Here is a 21,851-nt window from a genome sequence, read left to right as displayed (position 1 = left end):
TCCTCAACTGTTGCCTAGTTGTCCAATCGTTTGGTACATGGGCCCGAACACACTGAAGACCGTGCTGCCGACAACACCTCCCATCACGACGGTTAAACACGGCTCCAGCCATCTCGACAGGGTCTCAAGCTGCGCCTCGATTCGCTGCTGCATCAATGACGCCGCCCGCTGCATGCTGTCTGCGAGATCGCCTGTACGCTCGCCGATTTCCGTCAGTTCCACCAGCAGTCGGTCGATATGCGGTGAGCGAGCCAACAGACGGGACAACACTTCGCCAGCCAAAATCGCCTCCGAATACGGGCGTGTATCGCCCACCCTGGTTCGCACCTCGGTCGGAATCGTACGTTCCGCGATTTGCAGCGCGTCCACCAGCGTCAAACCCGCCCCAAGCAGAACGGCGAGTTGATACGCAAACCGCTCTGTGACGAGTAAACGTCGGAGTCCATCGAGCGGAAGTCGGATGGTGAGCGTCGTGCGACGGCGGATGCCGTATGCCAGGACATACGCGACAGGCAATCCAGTCAAGCCAAACAGACAAACGAGCGGCAACAGGGTCACCGCGTGCCACATCGCGCCTCCGCCGCCGACAGTTGCCAACTGCAACTCCAAACCGCGCAATTCGGGCAGCACACGAAGCCGTACGAAGACGGCGAGACAGCAGCAACCGACGTAGAGTGCGCATGGGTACGCTGCGGTCTTCACCGTGCGCTCCAGCCACGCGTGCCTGCTGGTCATCCGACCCGCACATTCGCGCAAGCCGTTGGCGAACTGTCCAGTATGCTCCGCGCTGACGAGAATCGCGTGATCAAACGGACTCAGATGCGAAGCGAACGCGCCTGACAGCAAGCGTCCCTGCTCCAATCGCCGGACAACGTCCTGCGCCATCTCACGTGCCTCGTCCGCGCCTGTGGCCGACGCAATCTCAAACGCCTTGCGAATATCGATCCCGGCGTCCAGCATTTGCCCGGCGTAGTCCAGCATGCGTGCCAAGGCCCGTTCCCGCCGGAAACGCCCCTGCGCGCGCAGCCAAGGCCGCTTCGTCCGCTGCTTCATGTCTCGAACCAACCTTGTGACGCGTCGCGCGCCCACAACGGCTCCCGCGACCGTTGCCGGTCGCTGTGCGGCAACGCCCGCTGCGCCGACAGCCAACCGGCCGACTCCAACACGTAGCTCCCGCCGACGGGCAAGGCGTCGTTTCGACCATGTTGTCGCTGCACGATCACGCCGCGCAGTACGTCGTGCACGAGAACTTGTTCGACGCCCAAGTCGACCAGTCGACGCACGGTCCCCTCTCGGCCATCTGCATGTGTGGTCGCCAGCACCAACCTCCCCGTGAGAGCGGCCTGGCACGCCACGTGCGCCGTCTCGAAGTCGCGAATCTCTCCAATCATCACAACGTCAGGGTCTTGACGCAGAAGCGCGCGCAGCGCTTCCGCGTAGCCGAACGCAGAACGCTGGTGGATCTCAATCTGCCGACAATGCGGCAACGGGATTTCGACTGGATCCTCGATGCTGAACACTTGACGTCCCCGCCTGGCGTATTCTTCCATAAAACTGTACAACGTGGTCGTCTTGCCGACTCCCGTTCTTCCGGAGATCACAATCATGCCGGACTCCAAGTACATCCACCGTTCCAACGTGGCCAATTGGTCTCGCGTGAAGCCAAGATCTTCGAACGCCTTCACTTCGCCGCCGCTTGGCAGGATCCTCAGCACAATCGACTCGCCGCCGTAGATCGGGACACAGGAGATCCGGATGCGAACGCGTGATGTGGCGGTCTCCCAAGCAAAGCTGCCTTCCTGTGGCGTGTGTCGCGTCGTGACGTCGAGGCGGGCCAAGGCCTTGAAACGCCGGATCAACTCTTCCCCTAAATGGAGAAATTGGGCAATGGATGTCGCTTTTCCGTTCACTCGGCATGACACCGTGACAGTGGAGCCCAGCAGTACCATGTGGACATCGGTACCGCCGATTTGGATTGCGCTGTCGAGAATATCGTGGACCATGCGTGCAGTGGTCAATGCTTCCATGACAAACAACTCCTTTCCGCTTGGAAAAGGAGTTCGCTTGATCGCCCTTGTCGCCTGTTCTCTGAAGCAGCAACCTCATACACTTTTGGATATATTTACAAACTCATTTCAAATCTGCTGTCCAGGTAAATACCTTCGGAATAAATGTGCCGTTCGTTTTCACCAAAAGGATATGGTCCCGGGCTGTCGCAGCAAAGTGGACGTCCGCTTCGCTGGGTGCGGCGAGACCGCCCGGATGGCTGTGATACGCGGCAAGAATCGGGATACCCGCGTCTTCGAGGGAATACAGCGTGGAGATCAGCCAGTCTTCCAAGGCCCACACCTGCGTCGGCGAGGCGGCTGCCGGAAGCGGAATCGCCCACGCCCGATCACCTCGCGACACGACCAGACCGACACACTCGTTCGGCCACGCCGCGATCGCGTGGTCCACTAACGCGGCCAGCAGCGCAGCGGGATACACAGACCGACTTTCATTCCACAAAGTCAAACACCATGTCGCCAATGCGGATGCTGTCGCCGTCCTTCGCTCCGCGTTTGCGCAGTCCGTCATCCACGCCGCGCAGCTTCAAAATACGCTGAAAACGCTTAACGGCGTCGAATTGTTGAAAGTTCGTCATCTTGACGAGCTTCTCCAGTTCCTCGCTCTTGACCACAAATTCGTTGCCCTGCCGCTCGATGACGAACGGCTCTTTTCGTTCCAGGCGATACACCTTGTGCGACGACTCGTCCGCCTCTTCCTTTATCACGCTTTCGGACACGTCCGGCAGTTCGTCAAGGATGGTGGCAAGACGGCGCAGCAGCGGGTCCAATCCCTGATGGGTGGCACCCGAAATCGGGAACACTTCCAGCTCGGGATACGCTTGACGGAACCGCTCGAGACCAGCCTCGGCGTCGGGAAGATCCATCTTGTTCGCGGCGACCAGCCGCGGACGATCCGCCAGGGCAGGGTCGTAAGCTCGCAGTTCCTCTTCGATGATGCGGTAATCCTCCACCGGATCGCGACCGTCCACCGCCGCAGCGTCGATCACGTGCACAATGACCTTCGTCCGCTGCACATGTCGGAGGAATTCGTGGCCCAGTCCATGGCCCTCGTGTGCGCCTTCAATCAGTCCGGGAAGATCAGCAATCACGAAATCTCGGCCATCCGCAGTCTCCACGACGCCAAGTTCCGGATTCAGCGTGGTGAAGTGATACGCGCCGACTTTGGGGCGGGCTCTCGTGACCGCAGCCAAAAGCGTCGATTTGCCGACGGATGGAAAACCAACCAGACCGACGTCGGCCAACACGCGCAACTCGAGATCGAGCCACCGCTCCTCGCCTGGCTCACCTTTTTCCGCCATGTCCGGCGCCTTGTTCACAGATGTCGCAAACCGCGTGTTGCCGCGACCGCCGCGACCGCCGCGCGCGACGACCAGCCGATCCCCGTGTTTCGTGAGGTCGCCGAGAAACTCGCCCGTCTTCGCATCGCGAACGACCGTGCCGGGCGGCACCTTGACCAACATGTCGTCTGCGTTGGCGCCATGCTTGTTCTTCGTCCCGCCTGGTTCACCCGGTGACGCTTTGAAGTGGCGCTGATAGCGGAAATCAATCAACGTGCGCAGCCCTTCGTCCACCACGAAGACGACGTCGCCGCCCTTACCACCGTCGCCGCCCGCAGGCCCGCCCAAAGGAACGTACTTCTCTCTGCGATAGGAGACGATCCCGTTGCCTCCATCGCCGCCTTTCACGTAAATACTCGCGTGATCGGTAAACATGAGAATGAACCACCCTACTCAAGAAATTCAATATTCGGATAAGCGGCTTGCCACGCTTCAATGAGTTCCACTTCATCGGAAGGACTGAACGACACACGTCCGGTGTTCCCCGCCAGGCGAACGGAAATCTCGCCTCGCAGCCCCCTCATGCCAAGCGTCTCATTCGCTTCGCGCATCCACGCCGCGAACGCGTTGACCGATGATTCGTCAGGCGCGTCGATCTCAATGTCAACCAGTTTCACGTGCGGACATGTCGACGCTATCCACATCAATTGTTCGCCAAACTCTCCGCCGTTAACCTGCCATTGTGTCAATGACTGCAACCATTTCGCCATTCGGTCGACAACCCGCATCGCTTCATCATGACGGCCAATTTGCATATATCCGCGAATGATTTGCAACTCGTTCAACACGTCGTGCCGATGTCGGCGAAAGATTCCCGCCGTTGATATGTGTTCATCCATCCTCCCGCTTCGTCCCTCCGTGAATAACAGAACTGCTTCCCACACGTGCCGATATGTAAAAAGGGCTGACCATCGAGCACTCGACGTGCCGTTGGAGCAGCCCCGCTGTTGGCGTTACAAAACCGCCTTATCCAAAAATTATTGCGCTGCGACTTCAGCGGCAACCGGATAGATGCTCACTCGCTTACGATCAGCGCCGAACTTCTCGAACCGCACACGGCCTTCCACTTTTGCAAACAACGTGTCGTCCTTGCCGATGCCGACGTTGAGCCCTGGATGAATCTTCGTACCGCGCTGACGAACCAAGATGCTGCCAGCTGTTACTACCTTGCCGTCCGGCTCTTTTACGCCAAGACGCTTCGCGATAGAATCGCGGCCATTTCGGGTGGACGAGACACCCTTCTTATGAGCAAAACGTTGCAGGTTCATCATCAACATACATCTCAACCCTTTCAGGACTTATTTCGCATTCACCGTACGCAGGCGGACATATTCCGGATATTGTTCAGCAATCTGCTCGACGCCGTAAAACAGGCTGTTGACAAGCAATCGAACACCGTCCGTCGGTTGACTCGGCAACCGACAACTCAATGTATCGCCGACATCCGACACCTCAAGCGACACACCCGCGAATCGTTCACAGGAATTGATCGTATTATAGACCAACACACTCACCGCAGCGCAAACGATATCGGTTCCAGCTTCGGAAAACCCGGCATGGCCGCGGACGCGAAATCCCAGTACCGCACTGCCGCGCTGCAGAATATCGAAATGAATCATCAGCCGTTGATTGCTTCAATCGACAGCTTCGTATACGGCTGACGATGTCCTTGCTTCTTGTGATAATTCTTCTTCGACTTGTACTTAAATACCACAATCTTCTTGCCACGGCCGTGCTCAAGCACTTTCGCGACAACTTGCGCGCCCTCAACGTACGGCGTGCCAACCTTCAACGCAGAGTCGTTCTGGACAAGAAACACCTTGTCGAGGACGATGCTCGAACCGACTTCACCTTCGAGTTTCTCCACGTAAATGGTGTCGCCCTGGCTTACTTTGAATTGCTTGCCGCCTGTTTCAACAATTGCATACATAGTCGTTTGTCTCCCTCACTCAGACTCGCTAAGCTGGGTATGGACCATGTCCATTTCAAAACCCAACACATGCGGTTGTAGTGCACATATACCGAACTATGATAACACGGCTTATGGCAGTGTGCAACTTCGCGCAAACGAACTTCGCACAAACCAAAACTATCTGAGTGTCGACACCGGCTCCAACCACCGACCTTCGAACACGGCGTCCAGCAGTTCCGTCTCCTCTACTAAACTTTCGACGACACCGTCTTCGTTCAGCAAATAGACAATGTGATACCGATCCGGCGCAAATTGCACCACCACGTCCCGTATCGGGGTTGAGCTCGCGACGGCGAATGTGCGCATCCGCTGCACGCCCTGGTTGTCCAATCGGCGTTTCGCGTCGAGAAACCGCATCGTCTCCATCCGCAAGTCCCGCCTTCCGCGCCACGCCACAATGAGCAGGAAGAGTCCCAAGACGAGCATCCCAAGATGCGGCCTGCCGCTGAAGAGCGCGAACAACCCCATGAACATCAACGCCGCCGACAAGCCGATGGACATGTGATACGCCTCCTTTGTCGCCCGCTCGTACCCGACATGACGCGATCGCGCCGCTCGATAAATTCTCCCGCCATCGAGCGGCAGTCCGGGCAGCAAGTTGAACGTCGCAATCCACATGTTCACGTTCATGCACGACTGATACAGTGAGTTCGGCAACATCCCGAATCCGTACAACACCGAGATGCAAAAGACGCAAAGAAGATTCACGAACGGCCCCGCGATCGCGACGATGGCTTCATTCCTTGGCTCGAATCCGATACGCACGTACGACAATTGGGCCACGCCGCCGAACGGCAGCAGCGCAACCTCTTCGACCTCATACCCCAGAGATCGGGCGACGAGTGCGTGACCAAACTCGTGGAGAACGACAAACAGAAAGAGGACGAGGGCTTCGCTCAGCAAATGGACGCAATATGCGCCGACCAGCAAGGCCAAAAAGAGCGGATGCACGCGCACCCGCCCAACGCCGAACACACGTCCCACAGATTGCTCCAGGCGACGAACGACGGTCATGAAGAACTCCCCGAGAAGCGGATCAAGTCGTGCGGATTTTCGTATTTTCCGTCTTTCACGACAGAGAACCGAAGAATCGGATGACTCGGCGATGAAGGAAGCCGGCCGATGGACTCGCCCGCGTTGACGTATTCATTCACTTTCACGTTGACACTGCCAAGGCCGTCGTAGATCGTCGTCCCAACCGCGCCGTTATCCAATTTCACGAGATCGGAATTCCCACTCTTGACCACCGTGATCACGGTGCCCGATCCCGCCGCCTGAACGGTCTGATTGGCATTGCCCGACAACCAGATTTCCGGATGATTCACGCCGTAATCGTCGACAATGGTGCCGTGAATCGGCTCGTGCAAAGACGTGGTCGCCACGTTGAAAACGGGCTGTGCGATATGCAATTTGGCGAACCAGTGATCGATGGTCGGTTGAACGTCCTCCGTATAGTCCGTCGCAAACACGGACTGGGCATCTGACGCAACGGTTTGTGGCACGCGCGGGTCGTGTGACACAAAGTAGCCAACGCCGACCAATACTGCGGCAAAAAACAGTTGCACGACAAAATGGGTCGACTTCGAGGAAGGATTTGAATGAGGTTCTTTGCTGCGACCTCCGTTTGTGGTCGCCACGAAACGCCTGCGCGCGGACGCCGAGCGAGACGTTTCTACGTCGATGGGCCGCCGCCAGACTTCGCCTTCGACCTGGCGCATACTTGCGTCGTCTTCCGCAAATCCGTATGGGGACAGATTGGACACGACGCTCGACCCGTCGCGAGACGGATCTGTTCCAGATTCTCCGACCCAACGCGCCGGACCAACCGGGGCTTCTGACTCGTCGACCGCTCGTGTGGTGAATGGATCGGCCGCCGCTTTCAATTCCGGATGCCGAGCCTTGCCCACTTGCCATGGCCATTTCCGTTTGACACTAGCCATCGGCGTATCCTCCTCTCACATACATCACATGGTTATGTGAGAGGGAGGACAAGTATGCTGAAGTTCCACGTACGCTTCTTATCTTCCTATCTTCCGCCAATCAATTTGCGCATTCGGCCCCACAGACCAGATTTGCTCTCAAGCGACATCAGCGGCACCGAATCGCCGAGAATTCTGCGGGCGATGTTGCGATACGCCAAGCCGGACGGCGCCTCCGGATTCATCGCGATGGGCTCGCCGCGATTCGAATTGCGAATGACCGCCTCGTCGTCCGGAACAATCCCCAATAAGTCGCAGCCCAGCATTTGAACAATTTCGTCGATGTCCAACATCTCGCCGCGTTTGACCATATCTGGGCGAATGCGGTTCACGATGAGCCGCGGCTGCCCCAGCTTGTCCCGCTCCAACAGCCCAATGACCCTGTCCGCGTCTCGGACGGCGGTGTTCTCCGGCGTCGTGACCACGATAGCCGCGTCCGCGCCAGCCACCGCGACCTTGAAGCCTTCTTCGATACCTGCGGGGCAGTCGATCACGACAAATTCATAGGTTTCTTTCAACTTCGCGACAAACTCCCGCATTTTGTCTTCGGTCAGCGCGCGTTTGTCTTTCGTCTGCGCTGCTGGCAGCAACGAGAGATGTTCAAACCGTTTGTCGCGAATCAGCGCTTGCTCCAATCGGCAATCGCCATTTGCAACGTCGACGATGTCGTAGATGATACGGTTTTCCAAGCCCATGACGACATCCAGATTGCGCAAACCGATATCGGCGTCGACAATGCATACACTCTTTCCCAGTAAGGCAAGGGCCGTTGCAATATTCGCAGTCGATGTGGTCTTGCCCACGCCGCCCTTTCCGGAAGTCACGACAATCGCTGTGGCCATGTCAAGTCACCCTCTATCTCGATTCAATCGTCTTTTCTTATTCCAAACCACGAAATTCTTCATCTCGGAGACCATGAGTTGATTATCCTCTAAATAGGCGTACTCCATCGTCGCGCGCAGATTTGGCGCACGTCCGACGACGTCCGCAATCCTCAGTTGCATCGGCGCGAACTCGGTCGCGGCGATCACGGCCGACCTGTCGCCTTCAATCCCCGCATGAGCGATGCCGAGCAGGCGCCCGAATACGAAGATATCGCCGGTCGCTTGAACGTGCCCGCTCGGGTTGACGTCGCCGATGATCACCACATCGCCGTCAAACGTCACTGGCTCACCGGATCGAATCAAACCATGGTAGATATTTTCAACTCCGGCCTTCGCTTTGCGCTGAAACAGCGATTGACGGGTTGTCGTGCCTCCACCCCAAGCCTTCAGCACGAAGTTCTCCCGTCGATGGAACACGTCGAGAATGCGTCGACTATCGGATGGTGAAAGTGCCCGCTTGCCATAATCTACGACAATGTCCATCACGGGACCATCAAACAATGTCCCAGACGGCCCATGCACAAGCGTTTCAATATAGGCGCAGAGTTCGTCCACATCTGCCTGTTCATCTAGTAGAAAAAGGAGACCATCTCGGGTACCCTTCACAGTTACAAGTGGTTTACTATCCGATAGCACTTCACTGTTGACAATCAACGACGCTTCCCCTCCAGGTGGGCATATGCCCAGATGGCACTATTCGAGGTACTGCGCTGAATTTCCTTCCTCATCAAAAAATAAGGGCCCATAGGCCCCATTCCTTCATGTTCTCGGAGGAAACTCGTTTACCCTTCGGCGTTCGACGTCATGTCGTAGCGACTGTGACGGGGCCGCGCCAGCAGCCGAACAAAGGCCGGGTACAGCATCAGTGCGACGATACCGTTGATCATCATCGATACCATCGACTGAGTAAGCACGTACGAAGGCGAATCTGCTGTTACGGCGAACAGTCTCGTGAGCCCGTAGGCTATCCACAAATGAACAAACGTGAGAACGATGGTCGTGAAAAAGGTCACCGCGAGATTTCGCTGCATGAACTGACCAAACACCGCGGCGGCAAAATAGGCCACCACGCCGTACGCAAACGCGTTTAACCCAATGAACGAACCATAGCAGATATCTTGAATTAAACCGATGGCTATCGCGAACAACACTGCTGCATTCGGCCCTCGCATGAGGGCCACCAGGATAAGGATGACTAAGACAAAGTCCGGTTGTATCGCGTTCATCGGAGGAATTTCAAAAATCGTCGACTCCACAATCAGTCCCAACCAAAGCAGAGCAAACGCCCACACCATCCGCATGAACCTATTCCCCCCCAGATTTCGCCTGGGAAACGACGAACACGTCTTGGAGGTAGTTCAAATCTGCAGAAGGCTGAACGATGGCCGATTGGGCCGTGTTGTGCGGCCCGAATTGCACTTTGGTGATGGTGCCAATGATCAGACCTCGCGGGAAGACGTCACTCAAACCTGACGTCACGACCGGATCGCCCACCAGTTGAGAAGCAGGCAACTGCACCAATTGGCCCAAGAAACTAAAGGACAACGTGCCTTCACTGCGCGTAGATCCCGACACCACCCCAAACGGCTGAACCGACGACGCTTCCACCAGCGCCGCCACGCCATCGCCAATTTGCGTGTCGGTAATGAGTACGACTTTTGAACTGTGTGCCGCGACCGTTTGAATCCGGCCGACGAGACTTCCATCGGGAGCCACAACCGCCATGTTTGGCTTGACGCCATCGCGCGAGCCGGCGTCAATGGTCAGGACGGAATCCCACAACGACGGTTCACGACCAACGACTTGGGCAGGAATTTCTTGCAACGTGCTCTTCGAGTGGTTGTAGAAGGACAACATTTGCTCAAGTCGTCCGTTCTCGGCTTGCGCGTCTCGCAATTGCGAGACAACCACCTGGTAATTCTGCATCTCATGCTTGAGCGCAGCGTTTTCTTGATACATCGTGCGGAGGTTGCTCAATCCACCGAAAAACGCGGTCACCTTGCTGATTGGCCGATAAATCCAGCCGGACACTGTATTCTCAACGCTCATGACCACCTGTTCGGGCAGACTCGCCCGGCGACCCGCCTGCGATAGCGTGAGTCCAGCGATCACCATCAGCAAAATGATGCTGCCGAGAAGAATGAACAACATCCGACTCGTTAGGTAACGGGACACCCGAATCCCTCTTCCCCTTCAAACTTAACTTCTGCCCTGCGCCTTTCGGAGCGCGATGGTCCGCTTCCGGTAAATATCGTAATTGTCCAATGCCTTGCCAGTTCCCACCGCGACGCAGTCAAGCGGATCTTCGGCCACCAACACCGGCATACCCGTCTCTCGACTGAGCCGCTTGTCCAAATTCCTGAGCAGCGCGCCGCCGCCAGTCAATACGATGCCTCGGTCCATAATGTCCGCCGCCAGTTCCGGAGGCGATTTTTCAAGCGTCACCTTGACGGCTTCGACGATGCTGCCGACGGTATCCGACAACGCTTCGCTGATTTCCTTCGAGGTGACCATGAATGTCCTCGGCAGCCCAGTCAACAAATCACGGCCCCGAATATCGAGCGATCTCGCTTCCTCGAGTTCCTCGGCCGCGCCGATTTGAATCTTGAGTTCTTCGGCTGTCCGCTCGCCAATCATCAGGTTATAGACTTTCTTAATGTATTGAATGATGGCTTCATCCATCTCATCTCCAGCAACTCGGATGGATCTGGCCGTGACGATGCCGCCGAGGGAAATGATGGCCACTTCGGTCGTCCCGCCGCCGATATCCACAACCATCGACCCGGTCGGTTCACCCACAGGCAACCCTGCTCCGATCGCGGCCGCCATCGGCTCCTCAATCACTTGAGCGTCTTTCGCGCCGGCTTCGAGCGCGGCGTCTTCGACCGCTCGCCGTTCCACGGCGGTGATGCCCGACGGCACGCTGATCATCACCCGCGGTCTGCCGGACAAATTCGACTTCGCCTTCATCGCCTGCCGAATGAAGTGTCGCAGCATGGTCGCCGTCGTTTGAAAATCCGCGATGACTCCGTCTTTCATCGGCCGCACGGCAACGATATTCCCCGGCGTTCGGCCAATCATCTTCTTGGCGTCGAGACCCACTGCCTCAATCGCCCCATTATCGGTTCGCATCGCCACGACCGACGGCTCGCGTACGACGATGCCCTTTCCTTTTACATACACTAGGGTATTTGCTGTACCCAAATCGACGCCCATATCGCGAACCGAAAACATTCAGTCCAGAACCCCTCTCCTCAATGTTCCATGTACCCGCCCGCTCGAAGACTCACAAAACGCCCATCGCCGATAACAATGTGATCCAGCACATCGATGCCAAGCACTTTTCCCGCATCCATCAAACGTTTCGTCACAGCAATGTCCTCTGGACTTGGCGACGGATCTCCACTCGGGTGATTGTGAATACAGAGAATACCTGAAGCGCTGCAACGGATCGCGCGACGGAAGATCTCACGAGGGTGAACGATAGACGCGTCCAGACTTCCGATGGAAGATGTGTCCTCGGCTAGTACGTGATGTTTTGTGTCGAGTAGCAAAGTAACAAAATGTTCCTTTTTAAGATACCGCATCCTGTCCATAACATACTCGGCTGCATCGTTTGCAGTCCGAATTTGCGTCTTGTGCGCCGGCGGCTTTTGCGCGATTCTCCTGCCAAGTTCCACCGCGGCGGCAATCTGTATCGCCTTCGCTTGTCCGATTCCCGGGATCGACAACAATTCGGCAACCTCGATGTCGGCCAGCGAGTAAATGGTCCCTACGCCTTGCACCACCGCGCGCGCGATCTCGTGTACCGTTTGTTTGCCATTCCCGGACTGCATGATACAAGCCAGAAGCTCGTCCGCACGAAGCGCCCCCGGTCCTAACCGCAACAGTCTTTCTCTCGGCGCTTCCTCGACCGCGCGTTCCCCACCAGCATGTTGTTTCAACACCCAAACGCACACCCTCTCCGTTCATCTTTCATCAAGATTACGGAGCGAGTCACCTCTTCACAAACCCAATCCTTTATATATGTATTCTTGTCGTTACTTCCGCAAGAATTTATTTATCGTTGGACACGAAATTTGCCGATCCGTGTCCTTCCTATTGTGAACATGATCTCCCCGATTCGTCAATGTGTTATCACGAGGAAACTCCTGTGATCCCGTGCAATGCCATGAATTCGTCGAAAGACGCCACAACCAGTTGCATCAGTTTTTTCTCGTGTTTTGTCGAAAAGGAAGCTTGCATCGCGGTGAGATTGGATTCGATTGCGCTCAACTGCGGTCCCATGCCGGTTTTGTCCACGGCTTCTCGACCCGGATACAGGTGAATCGCGGCCTGCAGGCTCGTTTGCGCGTCGGTCACACGGCCGTCGTCCGACAACCATGCTGTGACCCCGAGCAGAGCAGCCATGGTTGTCGATATCCAGTTCTGCGTGCGATCGATGCTTTGATTGTCCGTCGTCGCAGGCACAGGCACGGTTCTCGCCTTGACCTGGACGACTTTCGCAGACGCCGGAACGCCCTTGGCTTTGAGCTCGGACAACTCCCCGGCCAGCGCGCTCGCCGACAGGCCGGCAGACCAAAGAACCTCGTTTGCCGACGTCGACGACACGATTCCGTCGATGCCTTCTTTGGCCAACGACGATATGGCCCGGTTTCGCGCGTCAACCGAAGAGAACGGCCCGGACTCCAGCAAGGCGATCTGTACGCCAGGCAGCGACAGCGGCTTGCTGCGTGTCGGTTGGTTCCAAACAGGGACGGAAACCGTTCGTTTTGCCGATACAAGCTCGCTTTGAGTCATCGGATTGATGCGCAACATTTGATGAAACAACAACAAGGACAAGCAGCCAAAGATCATCCCGACGAGGAGCCCTCCGCGCAAGGTCGAAGCGGCGCTTTTCGCTCCGCTTGGAGCAATCAAATCTACGATATATGCCCAGGCCTTTTGATAGAACGCGAGCTTCGTCGTCTCGGACGGCGCAGGCTCGGCGGTGGGACGAGCGGGTTCCGAGGCGATCGCGGAAAATTTGGCTCGGGTGTCCTGTACAGACCTCGTGGTCTCGATTCGTTCTCGCATGGACTGCAGCGTAATCGGCGCCTTCGTCCGCGGTTGCACCGTCAGTCGTTCTGACTGCTCGACGCGTCGCGTGGCAGACAACGCGTTGCCTTCGACCTCCCAGGATTCTTCCCCCAGTCGAACAAGGATCGCAGACGACTTTCTCATCGCGCTCTCCCGTTTCGATGACATTTGCGTCTCCAAAGACATCGCCTCCGCTTCGTACAGTCCGATCTTCGCCTCCGTACTGATGCTCTACTCTATGAGCGAATGGTAGATGATATGCAAAGGCTAGTTTGTATTTGCGACGGGACGCAGCAAGCCAAACAGGCTGGAGGCAATGTCCTCCAGCCTGTCAATCTACGATGACTGTCACAAAAGTGAGAGCGCAAAGCAATCGCTTTGCGCTCTCGGCCCTTTTACCCTATCGCCGTCTAAAATACATCGCCTGACTCTACCCTAACAAGTACACCGTAATGGTTCGCGCCCCCCAGTCGTCCGCCGCTGCCTCTGAGGACATACAGATGTCGATATGATCCCCGACAATGGCGCCGCCTGTGTCAGCCGCGACCACAGTGCCGATACCTGGGATATAGACCCGAGTTCCGAGCGGAATGACGCTCGGATCGACCGCTATGACGCCAGGTTCAGCTGGTAGTCCCGAGGCCGTCGTTCCGCCTGCGACATACGCGGTGGCCAGTACCGTCAGACTCTGCTTAATCAGTCCTGAATCCGGCACGGTTCCACGAGTCGCAAGAACTGGACTCGGAGTGGAAACAGCGGGCTTTGGAGCCGGCCGTTCCGTTCCGACTTCCACGACAGCATCCACCGGGTCGCGAACGACCTTTTTCGTGACGTGCTGCGAAATTCGGTGGCCGTCACGATAGACGCATGTTGTCTGTATCTTCAGCAACCCTTTCACACCGTGCGTCACTTCTTCTTGATGTCCAACCAGCAAATTGGCTGCACTGCGACGTATGGTCTGAAATGGTATTTCCTGCGTCTCGGTCGTCGTTCTCGAGATCACGCTATGAATTTCGATGGCTTCTCCGTTCGATACTTTACTGTTCGTGGACACATTCACCCGGTCCGATGGCTTCAGGGAAATCCCTTCACCCTTCAGGAGCTGGCCCACAGTATGTGCGAACGTCCAAACGTGTTTTACATGTCCTTCGTAATTAACCGTGATTGTCTTCGGACTGACAATCTCGATCGTTTCCTGATTGGAAACGGGACTGTCGAGCGCCGGGCTGACGCGATCACGCTTCGCTACGTGGATATGATGCTTCTGTAAGAAATCAGCAACAGTGCCCGTTGCAAATCCACGCAATACCTTGCGCTGCCCGCGGTCTTTCACCGTGACGGTCTTATAGGTGCTGCCCATGATGGTCGCTGCGCTGCCGAACATCACCAGAACAGCCGCTATGGAAGCGTACACGGTTCGCGACTTAGGTAGACGCACTCCATCACCTCTTTCAAACTTCTTGCGAGCGAAAGAAGGCTGATAGGGGGATCAAGGCTGCGCTCAGTATAGCCATCCCCTTCCCGAAATGCAAACCATCTTCTGTCAGCCTCTTCTCTCGTTCCACCAAGATGGTGTGATTGTACTGTAGAACCTATGACAATTGTTGCAAAAACATGTCGGCGAATATCGTGGTCAGAGATAGAGATTCCGACAAGTTTGGCGATCTCGCCCAATCAATCGGCGTCAGTCGACTTTCGCGCCTCATCCGCGCGCGAAATGGGTCGATATGGACACCCGTCAGCCGGCACGATGTCGAACCTACGGAATTTCATTTGTGATATCATATTGCTAGGGCGATTCGTCCGAAGGAGGTTCTTATCATGCGCGGTCCAATGTCGTATATTGGGGTGTTCCTGCTGGTTCTGCTGGGTTGCGTCGTGCTCGGCGTCATCCTGTCGTTCCTACTGAAGCTCGCCTTGCTCGCGTTCATCCTTGTGGGCGTATATTATTTGTACGCACGTGCTCGTTACCATTTTGCGAACCGCCATGGAGCCTCGAGAAGAGAGCGGCGATACAACCGATAAAACGTGTCATCTAGCCGACAACCGATAAAACGAAAGGGGCTGCGCCGCAAGCAATTCACTGCTTGTCGGACAGCCCCTTCGCTGTGTCCGGCACGTTGCCGTACCAGTCTCCACGTCACACGAGCGCTTGTTTCATGGTGTACTCCAAGTCGCTTCCAAGACGCTCCGCAACCTTCCAAATGTCGCCCGCGCCCATGGTCAACACGAGATCGCCCGGTCTGACGCGCTGGCGCAGATAGGTCACAATATCGTCTTTCGACGCGAAGTATTTCGTATTCGGATTGCTCTGGCGGATAATTGCATTGGCAAGCGCTTCGGCAGAGACACCCTCAATCTGCTTCTCGCCTGCCGGCGAATAAATCTCCGAGATAATGACCTCATCCGCTTCGGAAAACGATTTTGCAAAGGCGTCAAACAAAAAGTACGTGCGCGTGTAGCGCTGCGGCTGAAACACGGCGATGATGCGTCTTCCGGTCGCCTTCGCCGCGGAAATGGTGGCGCTGATCTCCGTTGGATGATGCGCGTAGTCGTCAATCACGAGTACGTCGTTTTTCTCCGCGATGACTTGGAAACGCCTTTTGGCCCCGTGAAATTCGAGCAACGCGGCAGCGATTTGCTCAAACGACAACGACGCCTCAAGCCCGACGATGACCGCTGCCAACGCGTTGGCCACATTGTGGCGGCCAGGCAGCGACAGCAAGAGCCGACCGATAAACTCTCCGCGAATATATACATCGGACGATGAAGTCCTATCCAACAGTTGAATATTCCTTGCTTGGACATCGGCGTCCGAAGCGAATCCGTAGGTGATGACGCGAGCCTTGGCATGCTTTTTCAATTCTCTCAGATGCTCATCGTCGGCAGACAACACCGCGAGTCCATCCTCAGGCAATTGACTGATAAACGTCTGATAGGCGCGGCGAAGATTTTCGAAGTCCCCGTTGTAGTGCTCCAGGTGATCCGCCTCGACGTTCGTCACAACGGCAATGGAAGGACGATAGTGCAGGAACGAGCCGTCCGATTCGTCAGCTTCCGCAACGACGAATTTGCCACCTCCGGCCTTCGCGTTGTCACCCATATTCGATACGACACCGCCAACGACAAACGTTGGATCAAGGTGATTGCGTTCCATGACATACGCGATCATCGAGGTCGTCGTCGTCTTCCCATGTGCACCGGTCACAGCGATCCCCGTTCGATCCGCCATCAAGCGAGCCAACATTTCACTCCGATGTATCACTGGGATATTGCGCGATTTCGCTTCGACGATCTCGACGTTGTCCCCGTTCACGGCCGTGCTGTGGACGACAATATCCGCCCCATCCACTTGCTCTCTCGCGTGACCGTAATAGACCTTTGCGCCGCGAGCCACAAGTTTGTCCGTAAGTTCCTGTCTGGATACGTCCGATCCCGAGACCTGATATCCCAAATCCAGCATGACCCGAGCGATAGCGCTCATCCCGTAACCGCCGATGCCAACAAAATGCACGTGTTCTGAACCACGCACGCGCCTCACCGTCCTTATGTCCAATAGTCCAACCCCGTTTTCAATATCCATTCCCTAGCGCCTTCTGCCATATGCAGGTTGCCCCAGATAACAATGGGCAACGATCCATCCATCGCCGCCTCCACTGCCGCTTCGACGTCGTCGATGATACGTACAGGCAGGTCGCGGCGAATACTGCCGATCAGTTGCGCGACATCTTGCGGAAGTGCGCCCCGAACATGATTCGGACGACACACAATCACGTCATGTGCCAACGGAAGGACATGCTGCAACATGGTTTTCGCGTCCTTATCCGCAAATACGCCAATCACCATACGCCACCTGCCGGTCGCAGGCAAGCGCGCGGTTTCGGCAAAGGCAGCCAGCGTTCGCGACAGTTGATACGCGGCGTCCGGATTATGCGCGCCGTCGATCACGACCGGCATCCGTTCGCGGCGAAACACTTCGAATCGCAGCGGCCAACGCGCACCGTCGAGCGATCGCAAAGCGCGGGTCCAGACGGCATCCGGCACACGACCCAGTCCCGCCTCATACATCCCCAACGCAACAGCCGCATTGGCGGTTTGATGACGTCCGTAGAGGGACAGCCGCACGTTGTGAGCGTCACGGTAGATACCGCGATAGCTTCCGATTTGATGCGTATCGCACACGGACGTCTGGACAAACGAGAGATGGCGCCCGACTTGAAAGATGGGTGCGCCCACCGTGATCGCTTGACGATTTATGATACGGTACGCATCTCCCGTCGCTGCGGTGACCATCGGAATACCCGGTTTCACGATCCCAGACTTGTCTCTAGCGATGTCAACTAGGGTTGGGCCAAGAATCTCCACGTGATCATATGAAACGTTTGTGATAGATGTGACTATCGGCGTAACAATATTCGTTGCATCGAATCTACCGCCAAGACCAGTCTCCCATACCACCGCGTCGACGCGCTGTTCAGCAAAATACAAGAGTGCGATGACCGTCAGGACTTCGAACTCCGTCAGCGGATCCGCGTCCAACCCTCGCTCAAGTGCGGCGCGAACCGTGCTCGCGTGCCGGGCAAACGCCTCATCCGGAATCGCCTCACCGGCCACCACAATTCTGCCGTTGAAACCGCCCAAACCCGGCGACGTGTAGACGCCGACGCGCTGATCCGAGGCTTCAAGCAATCGGCAAAGGAGCGTGCACACCGATCCTTTGCCGTTCGTACCGGCCACGTGATAGAACCGCAGCCGGGATTCAGGGTGATCCAATTGGTCCAAGACGCGATTCACACGTTCGAGTCCAGGCTTCATGCCAAACCGCCGCAGCGATGAAATCCAGACGCGAGATTCCTCTACATTCAACTTGCCAACCTCATTTCGGGACTGAACCCAACTGCCCTTACCCCACGGCCCGCACGCACAAGCGCCGCGAGCCGTCAATTCCCTGTCGCTTACAAGCTCTTTATACGATCGCGGACCGCGCCGAGTTTAGCGGCGTAGTCCCGCAACTTATTTCGCTCTGATTCGACAACTTCCGGAGGCGCCTTGGCCACGAATCGATCATTCGCAAGTTTCTTTTCGATACGTTCGACCTCTCCGACGAGACGCTCTTCCTCCTTGCGAAGGCGAGACTTTTCGGCCTCGATGTCGACAAGCCCTTCCAGCGGGATATGGATTCTCGCGCCCGTCACCACTTGCGTGACCGATTGCTGCGGAGCTTCCCCACCCACTCGAAGCTCGAGATCGGATGCGTTGCAGAAGCGTATGACGTAGTCCCGCACCTGTTCAAACAGCCGCAGGTCCGCCTCTGTGTCGCATTGGATTTGCATCGACACCTTCTGACTCGGTGGAACCTGGAGTTCAGCGCGGACGTTCCGGACCGCGCGAATCGCGTCCATGACCAAATGGATCTGCTGTTCCGCGTCGCGATCGCGCCACGATGCGACCGGCTCAGGCCACGCAGAAACGATCAACGCTTCCGTTGTCTTCGGCAACGCCTGCCAGATCTCCTCTGTCACAAATGGGATATACGGATGCAACAAGGTTAACAGGTTCGTCAATACCGTGTACAGCACGGATTTGACGGCGCCTTTGCGCGTTTCATCCTCACCGTACAGAGCCAGCTTGGAAAACTCGATATACCAGTCGCAAAAATCATCCCAGGCGAAATCGTACATCGCCCGCGCCGCCTCGCCGAAATCGTAGGCTTCCAGGTGGCGAGTCACTGCTTCCACAGCTTCGTTCAACCGGTGCAAAATCCAGCGATCCGCGACGGACAACGAGAGCGAATCCACCGCTTGCGGCTCGAAGTCGTCTCCGAGATTCATCAGAACAAAACGGGAGGCGTTCCACATTTTGTTGATGAAGTTGCGCGCGCCTTCGACCTTATCCCACGTGAACCGTTGATCGTTGCCGGGCGACGTGCTTGTCGCCAACATGAAACGCAGCGCGTCTGCGCCGTAGCGATCGATCACGTCCATGGGATCGACGCCGTTGCCCTTGCTCTTCGACATCTTCTGACCGTGTTCGTCGCGCACCAGACCGTGCAGGACGACGGTTTGAAACGGCATCTGATTCGTGAAGTGCACACCCATGAAGACCATGCGCGCGACCCAGAAGAAAATAATATCGTATCCAGTGACGAGTGTGCCAGTCGGATAATAACGGGTTAGGTCGCCCGCTTCCTTGTCCGGCCAGCCAAGCGTCGAAAACGGCCACAACGCGGACGAGAACCACGTGTCGAGCACGTCTTCATCTTGGTGGACATGCGTGGATCCGCAGTGTTGGCACGCTTCGACGTCGTGCCGAGATACGGAAATCTGGCCGCAATCGTCGCAGTACCAAGCGGGAATGCGATGGCCCCACCACAATTGGCGCGAAATACACCAATCGCGGACATTCTCCAGCCACTGCTCAAACGTCCGCTCGAAGCGCGCCGGCACGAATCGCAGTTCCCCAGCTTTCGCCCGCTCAAGCGCAGGCCGCGCCAATTCTTCCATGTGAACAAACCACTGGTCCGACAGGAACGGTTCCACCACCGTGCCGCAGCGTTCACAATGCCCGACCGCGTGCGGATGTTCCTCCCGCTTCTGAAGATAGCCGCCGTCCTCCAACGCCTGAGCCACCGCGACGCGCGCCTCTTCTCGAGTCATGCCTTGAAAGGGGCCTGCCAGGTCATTCAGGCGGCCGTCGCTGTCGATGCACTGCAATATCTCGAGATCGTGCCGCAAGCCGACTTCGAAATCGTTGGGATCGTGCGCGGGTGTAATTTTCAGACAGCCCGTTCCAAACTCCATCTCGACGTAGTCGTCGGCGATGATCGGAATGGTCCGATCCGTCAACGGCAAACGAATCGACTTGCCCACCAGCGATTGATACCTGTCGTCCGCCGGATGGACGGCGACGGCCACGTCAGCGAACATCGTCTCGGGCCGGGTCGTCGCGATGATCACGTCACCGCTGCCATCGGCCAGCGGGTACCGTACGTGGTACAGCGTGCCAACCTCGTCCTCGTGCTCCACTTCGATGTCCGACAACGCGGTCGTGCAGCGCGGGCACCAATTGATGATGCGGTTTCCTCGGTAGATGAGGCCCTCTTCGTACAACGTCACGAACACTTCGCGAACGGCCGCGGAAAGCCCTGGATCCATCGTGAATCGCTCGCGCGACCAGTCACACGACGAGCCCAGCGCGCGAATCTGCTGCGTGATGGTCCCGCCGTACTCGCGCTTCCACGCCCAGACCCGATCCACGAACGCTTCACGGCCGAGATCGTGCCGGGATTTGCCTTCAGACTCCTTCAACGCCGCCTCGACGCGCGTTTGCGTGGCGATGCCTGCGTGGTCCGTACCTGGAACCCAGAGCGCGTCGAAATGCTGCAACCGTTTGAAACGGATGATGATATCCTGCAGCGTATTGTCGAGCGCGTGACCCAGGTGGAGCACCCCTGTCACGTTCGGCGGCGGCATGACGATGGCGTAGGCTTCGCGGTCTGGATACCGCCCGGCCTGAAAGTACCCTTTTGTTTCCCAATCCTGGTATATGCGGGCTTCGACATTCTTAGGATCGTACACCGTCGACAGCATGTTTGGCTCTGAGCCCATACAGCATCCTCCTTCAACGTCTTGGCGCGCGAAAAGCCCTCCGTCCTTCAGGACGGAGGGCTCCGCGGTACCACCTGAATTTCCCGACCGAAAGACGCGGCCAGGACACTCTTCATCGATAACGGGATGACCCGGATATCATTCAGCTCAGGGACGACGTTCAAGCGGTCAAATCGGGGCGAGTTTCAGCCACGCTCACCCTCTCTGCGCCATTGACACAGCCCTACTCTTTCCCTTCGTCGCCTTACCGTTTAGCGGCCGCTCATACAGCAGCGTTCTTTGTCTTAGTGATACCGCGGTGGTACCACCGGGAGTCTGAAAAGCGTCACAGAACTCATATAGCAACTGGTTGTATAGTACGCAAGTCCAGCAAAGTTTGTCAAGATTTCGGGCGACGTCCCCGTCCCCGCCGCTTCTTGACCCTATGTACCCGAACTTTCGGCGCGTCATCGTCGCGTTCGGGCGCTGACTGCCGCTTGGCCGCCCGCTCCGCCTCCAGCTTCGCACGCCGTTTCGTCGACATCTCTGTGCTCCACGCGTACACCACGGAAAACAACACGCCAATCGCCATGATGATGAGATTCTGCGACGCGAAGTTGCCCCAACCATGCTGCAAGGTGTACGACCGCGCGATCGTCAACTGAAAAATGATGTCGATCACGTAGCTCGCGACAGACACCGCGATGGCATTCGCCCGCTTGCGCACTTTGGCTCTCTGGACCATGACGAGCGCAGCCAGAAACATCCCAAGCTCACCGCTGGCTATGAAGGAATACGCGCCTTTTGACAGATAATAGGCAGCCACCTCAAGAATGGCGATGGCAATGACCAGGAGACTGTCAAATCGCCAATACCACCCTCTCCATATACCCTGTTGATTTGAATTCAACGCCTGATCCAATCGAATATCCTCCAAACTCAAAT

General features: G+C 56.8%; 23 protein-coding genes and 2 other annotated features. Of the genes, 1 reads left to right on the top strand and 22 read right to left on the bottom strand.

The window, feature by feature from the left end; genetic code table 11:
• Positions 1–3 precede the first annotated feature (3 nt).
• The 18 genes from AAC01S_RS01390 to AAC01S_RS01305 form a co-directional block, all read right to left on the bottom strand.
• Positions 4–1,053 carry a type II secretion system F family protein gene (locus tag AAC01S_RS01390; RefSeq protein WP_067617582.1) on the bottom strand — a complete coding sequence of 350 codons (1,050 nt, stop codon included), beginning with the start codon at positions 1,051–1,053 and terminating at the stop codon, positions 4–6.
• The gene (locus AAC01S_RS01385) at positions 1,050–2,027 is read right to left on the bottom strand and encodes a GspE/PulE family protein (RefSeq protein WP_067617579.1); all 978 of its coding nucleotides are present in this window, start codon (positions 2,025–2,027) and stop codon (positions 1,050–1,052) included. Before AAC01S_RS01385 ends, AAC01S_RS01390 begins: the two co-directional genes overlap by 4 nt.
• Positions 2,028–2,130: 103 nt before the next feature.
• The gene (locus AAC01S_RS01380) at positions 2,131–2,508 is read right to left on the bottom strand and encodes a M67 family metallopeptidase (protein ID WP_067617576.1); all 378 of its coding nucleotides are present in this window, start codon (positions 2,506–2,508) and stop codon (positions 2,131–2,133) included.
• Positions 2,498–3,781: a GTPase ObgE gene (gene obgE / locus AAC01S_RS01375; RefSeq protein ID WP_067617573.1), complete on the bottom strand. Its 1,284-nt coding sequence runs from the start codon at positions 3,779–3,781 to the stop codon at positions 2,498–2,500. Before obgE ends, AAC01S_RS01380 begins: the two co-directional genes overlap by 11 nt.
• Before the next feature lie 14 nt (positions 3,782–3,795).
• The gene (locus AAC01S_RS01370) at positions 3,796–4,245 is read right to left on the bottom strand and encodes a Spo0B domain-containing protein (RefSeq protein WP_067617570.1); all 450 of its coding nucleotides are present in this window, start codon (positions 4,243–4,245) and stop codon (positions 3,796–3,798) included.
• 138 nt (positions 4,246–4,383) lie between these two features.
• On the bottom strand, positions 4,384–4,683 hold the full coding sequence (gene rpmA, locus AAC01S_RS01365) for a 50S ribosomal protein L27 (protein WP_067617567.1): 300 nt from the start codon (positions 4,681–4,683) through the stop codon (positions 4,384–4,386).
• A gap of 21 nt (positions 4,684–4,704) precedes the next feature.
• Positions 4,705–5,025 carry a ribosomal-processing cysteine protease Prp gene (locus AAC01S_RS01360; RefSeq protein ID WP_067617564.1) on the bottom strand — a complete coding sequence of 107 codons (321 nt, stop codon included), beginning with the start codon at positions 5,023–5,025 and terminating at the stop codon, positions 4,705–4,707.
• Positions 5,025–5,336, bottom strand: a complete 312-nt coding sequence (gene rplU / locus AAC01S_RS01355) for a 50S ribosomal protein L21 (RefSeq protein ID WP_067617561.1) — start codon at positions 5,334–5,336, stop codon at positions 5,025–5,027. Before rplU ends, AAC01S_RS01360 begins: the two co-directional genes overlap by 1 nt.
• 11 nt (positions 5,337–5,347) lie before the next feature.
• Positions 5,348–5,423: a sequence feature (ribosomal protein L21 leader region), on the bottom strand.
• A 72-nt stretch (positions 5,424–5,495) separates the two neighbouring features.
• Positions 5,496–6,392: a M50 family metallopeptidase gene (locus tag AAC01S_RS01350; protein WP_067617559.1), complete on the bottom strand. Its 897-nt coding sequence runs from the start codon at positions 6,390–6,392 to the stop codon at positions 5,496–5,498.
• Positions 6,389–7,318, bottom strand: a complete 930-nt coding sequence (locus AAC01S_RS01345; protein WP_067617556.1) for a M23 family metallopeptidase — start codon at positions 7,316–7,318, stop codon at positions 6,389–6,391. The genes AAC01S_RS01350 and AAC01S_RS01345 overlap by 4 nt, the downstream gene beginning before the upstream one ends.
• Before the next feature lie 86 nt (positions 7,319–7,404).
• The gene (gene minD, locus AAC01S_RS01340) at positions 7,405–8,199 is read right to left on the bottom strand and encodes a septum site-determining protein MinD (protein ID WP_067617553.1); all 795 of its coding nucleotides are present in this window, start codon (positions 8,197–8,199) and stop codon (positions 7,405–7,407) included.
• A 6-nt stretch (positions 8,200–8,205) separates the two neighbouring features.
• On the bottom strand, positions 8,206–8,895 hold the full coding sequence (locus AAC01S_RS01335) for a septum site-determining protein MinC (RefSeq protein WP_067617550.1): 690 nt from the start codon (positions 8,893–8,895) through the stop codon (positions 8,206–8,208).
• 128 nt (positions 8,896–9,023) lie between these two features.
• Positions 9,024–9,542 carry a rod shape-determining protein MreD gene (gene mreD, locus AAC01S_RS01330; RefSeq protein WP_067617547.1) on the bottom strand — a complete coding sequence of 173 codons (519 nt, stop codon included), beginning with the start codon at positions 9,540–9,542 and terminating at the stop codon, positions 9,024–9,026.
• A 4-nt stretch (positions 9,543–9,546) separates the two neighbouring features.
• Complete coding sequence (gene mreC / locus AAC01S_RS01325) at positions 9,547–10,416, bottom strand: rod shape-determining protein MreC (RefSeq protein ID WP_067617544.1); 870 nt, start codon at positions 10,414–10,416, stop codon at positions 9,547–9,549.
• Positions 10,417–10,440: 24 nt separating this feature from the next.
• Positions 10,441–11,475 carry a rod shape-determining protein gene (locus AAC01S_RS01320; protein ID WP_067617541.1) on the bottom strand — a complete coding sequence of 345 codons (1,035 nt, stop codon included), beginning with the start codon at positions 11,473–11,475 and terminating at the stop codon, positions 10,441–10,443.
• Between the two features lie 20 nt (positions 11,476–11,495).
• Positions 11,496–12,188: a RadC family protein gene (gene radC / locus AAC01S_RS01315; RefSeq protein ID WP_067617538.1), complete on the bottom strand. Its 693-nt coding sequence runs from the start codon at positions 12,186–12,188 to the stop codon at positions 11,496–11,498.
• 190 nt (positions 12,189–12,378) lie between these two features.
• Complete coding sequence (locus tag AAC01S_RS01310) at positions 12,379–13,500, bottom strand: hypothetical protein (protein ID WP_067617535.1); 1,122 nt, start codon at positions 13,498–13,500, stop codon at positions 12,379–12,381.
• A 250-nt stretch (positions 13,501–13,750) separates the two neighbouring features.
• The gene (locus tag AAC01S_RS01305; RefSeq protein WP_067617532.1) at positions 13,751–14,758 is read right to left on the bottom strand and encodes a resuscitation-promoting factor; all 1,008 of its coding nucleotides are present in this window, start codon (positions 14,756–14,758) and stop codon (positions 13,751–13,753) included.
• Between the two features lie 383 nt (positions 14,759–15,141).
• Between AAC01S_RS01305 and AAC01S_RS01300 the strand changes: the two genes are divergently transcribed.
• Positions 15,142–15,345 (top strand): hypothetical protein, encoded by a 204-nt coding sequence (locus AAC01S_RS01300; protein ID WP_067617529.1) that lies wholly within the window; start codon positions 15,142–15,144, stop codon positions 15,343–15,345.
• Between the two features lie 115 nt (positions 15,346–15,460).
• Here the strand turns inward: AAC01S_RS01300 and murC are convergent, their stop codons facing one another.
• The 4 genes from murC to AAC01S_RS01280 all read right to left on the bottom strand — a co-directional run bounded on the left by murC (position 15,461) and on the right by AAC01S_RS01280 (position 21,828).
• On the bottom strand, positions 15,461–16,852 hold the full coding sequence (murC, locus tag AAC01S_RS01295) for a UDP-N-acetylmuramate--L-alanine ligase (protein ID WP_083511422.1): 1,392 nt from the start codon (positions 16,850–16,852) through the stop codon (positions 15,461–15,463).
• A gap of 14 nt (positions 16,853–16,866) precedes the next feature.
• Positions 16,867–18,186 carry a bifunctional folylpolyglutamate synthase/dihydrofolate synthase gene (locus AAC01S_RS01290; RefSeq protein ID WP_157070995.1) on the bottom strand — a complete coding sequence of 440 codons (1,320 nt, stop codon included), beginning with the start codon at positions 18,184–18,186 and terminating at the stop codon, positions 16,867–16,869.
• 89 nt (positions 18,187–18,275) lie between these two features.
• The gene (locus AAC01S_RS01285; RefSeq protein ID WP_067617522.1) at positions 18,276–20,927 is read right to left on the bottom strand and encodes a valine--tRNA ligase; all 2,652 of its coding nucleotides are present in this window, start codon (positions 20,925–20,927) and stop codon (positions 18,276–18,278) included.
• A gap of 45 nt (positions 20,928–20,972) precedes the next feature.
• Positions 20,973–21,176: a binding site (T-box leader), on the bottom strand.
• Positions 21,177–21,306: 130 nt separating this feature from the next.
• Entirely contained in the window at positions 21,307–21,828 is a 522-nt protein-coding gene (locus tag AAC01S_RS01280) for a hypothetical protein (RefSeq protein WP_245630007.1), read from the bottom strand.
• Between the last annotated feature and the right edge of the window lie 23 nt (positions 21,829–21,851).

Origin of the sequence: Alicyclobacillus acidiphilus NBRC 100859 (assembly GCF_001544355.1) — a bacterium.
Lineage (GTDB): Bacteria > Bacillota > Bacilli > Alicyclobacillales > Alicyclobacillaceae > Alicyclobacillus > Alicyclobacillus acidiphilus.
This window is presented reverse-complemented; position numbering and strand designations above follow the sequence as displayed.

Bases quoted from the DNA above. Each gene is read 5' to 3' on its own strand.
- rplU (WP_067617561.1), bottom strand. From the start codon at position 5,336: ATGTATGCAATTGTTGAAACAGGCGGCAAGCAATTCAAAGTAAGCCAG.
- AAC01S_RS01390 (WP_067617582.1), bottom strand. From the start codon at position 1,053: ATGAAGCAGCGGACGAAGCGGCCTTGGCTGCGCGCGCAGGGGCGTTTC.
- AAC01S_RS01320 (WP_067617541.1), bottom strand. From the start codon at position 11,475: ATGTTTTCGGTTCGCGATATGGGCGTCGATTTGGGTACAGCAAATACC.
- minD (WP_067617553.1), bottom strand. From the start codon at position 8,199: ATGGCCACAGCGATTGTCGTGACTTCCGGAAAGGGCGGCGTGGGCAAG.
- AAC01S_RS01350 (WP_067617559.1), bottom strand. From the start codon at position 6,392: ATGACCGTCGTTCGTCGCCTGGAGCAATCTGTGGGACGTGTGTTCGGC.
- AAC01S_RS01345 (WP_067617556.1), bottom strand. From the start codon at position 7,318: ATGGCTAGTGTCAAACGGAAATGGCCATGGCAAGTGGGCAAGGCTCGG.
- AAC01S_RS01360 (WP_067617564.1), bottom strand. From the start codon at position 5,025: ATGATTCATTTCGATATTCTGCAGCGCGGCAGTGCGGTACTGGGATTT.
- AAC01S_RS01300 (WP_067617529.1), top strand. From the start codon at position 15,142: ATGCGCGGTCCAATGTCGTATATTGGGGTGTTCCTGCTGGTTCTGCTG.
- rpmA (WP_067617567.1), bottom strand. From the start codon at position 4,683: ATGTTGATGATGAACCTGCAACGTTTTGCTCATAAGAAGGGTGTCTCG.
- mreD (WP_067617547.1), bottom strand. From the start codon at position 9,542: ATGCGGATGGTGTGGGCGTTTGCTCTGCTTTGGTTGGGACTGATTGTG.
- AAC01S_RS01285 (WP_067617522.1), bottom strand. From the start codon at position 20,927: ATGGGCTCAGAGCCAAACATGCTGTCGACGGTGTACGATCCTAAGAAT.
- AAC01S_RS01370 (WP_067617570.1), bottom strand. From the start codon at position 4,245: ATGGATGAACACATATCAACGGCGGGAATCTTTCGCCGACATCGGCAC.
- obgE (WP_067617573.1), bottom strand. From the start codon at position 3,781: ATGTTTACCGATCACGCGAGTATTTACGTGAAAGGCGGCGATGGAGGC.
- AAC01S_RS01385 (WP_067617579.1), bottom strand. From the start codon at position 2,027: ATGGAAGCATTGACCACTGCACGCATGGTCCACGATATTCTCGACAGC.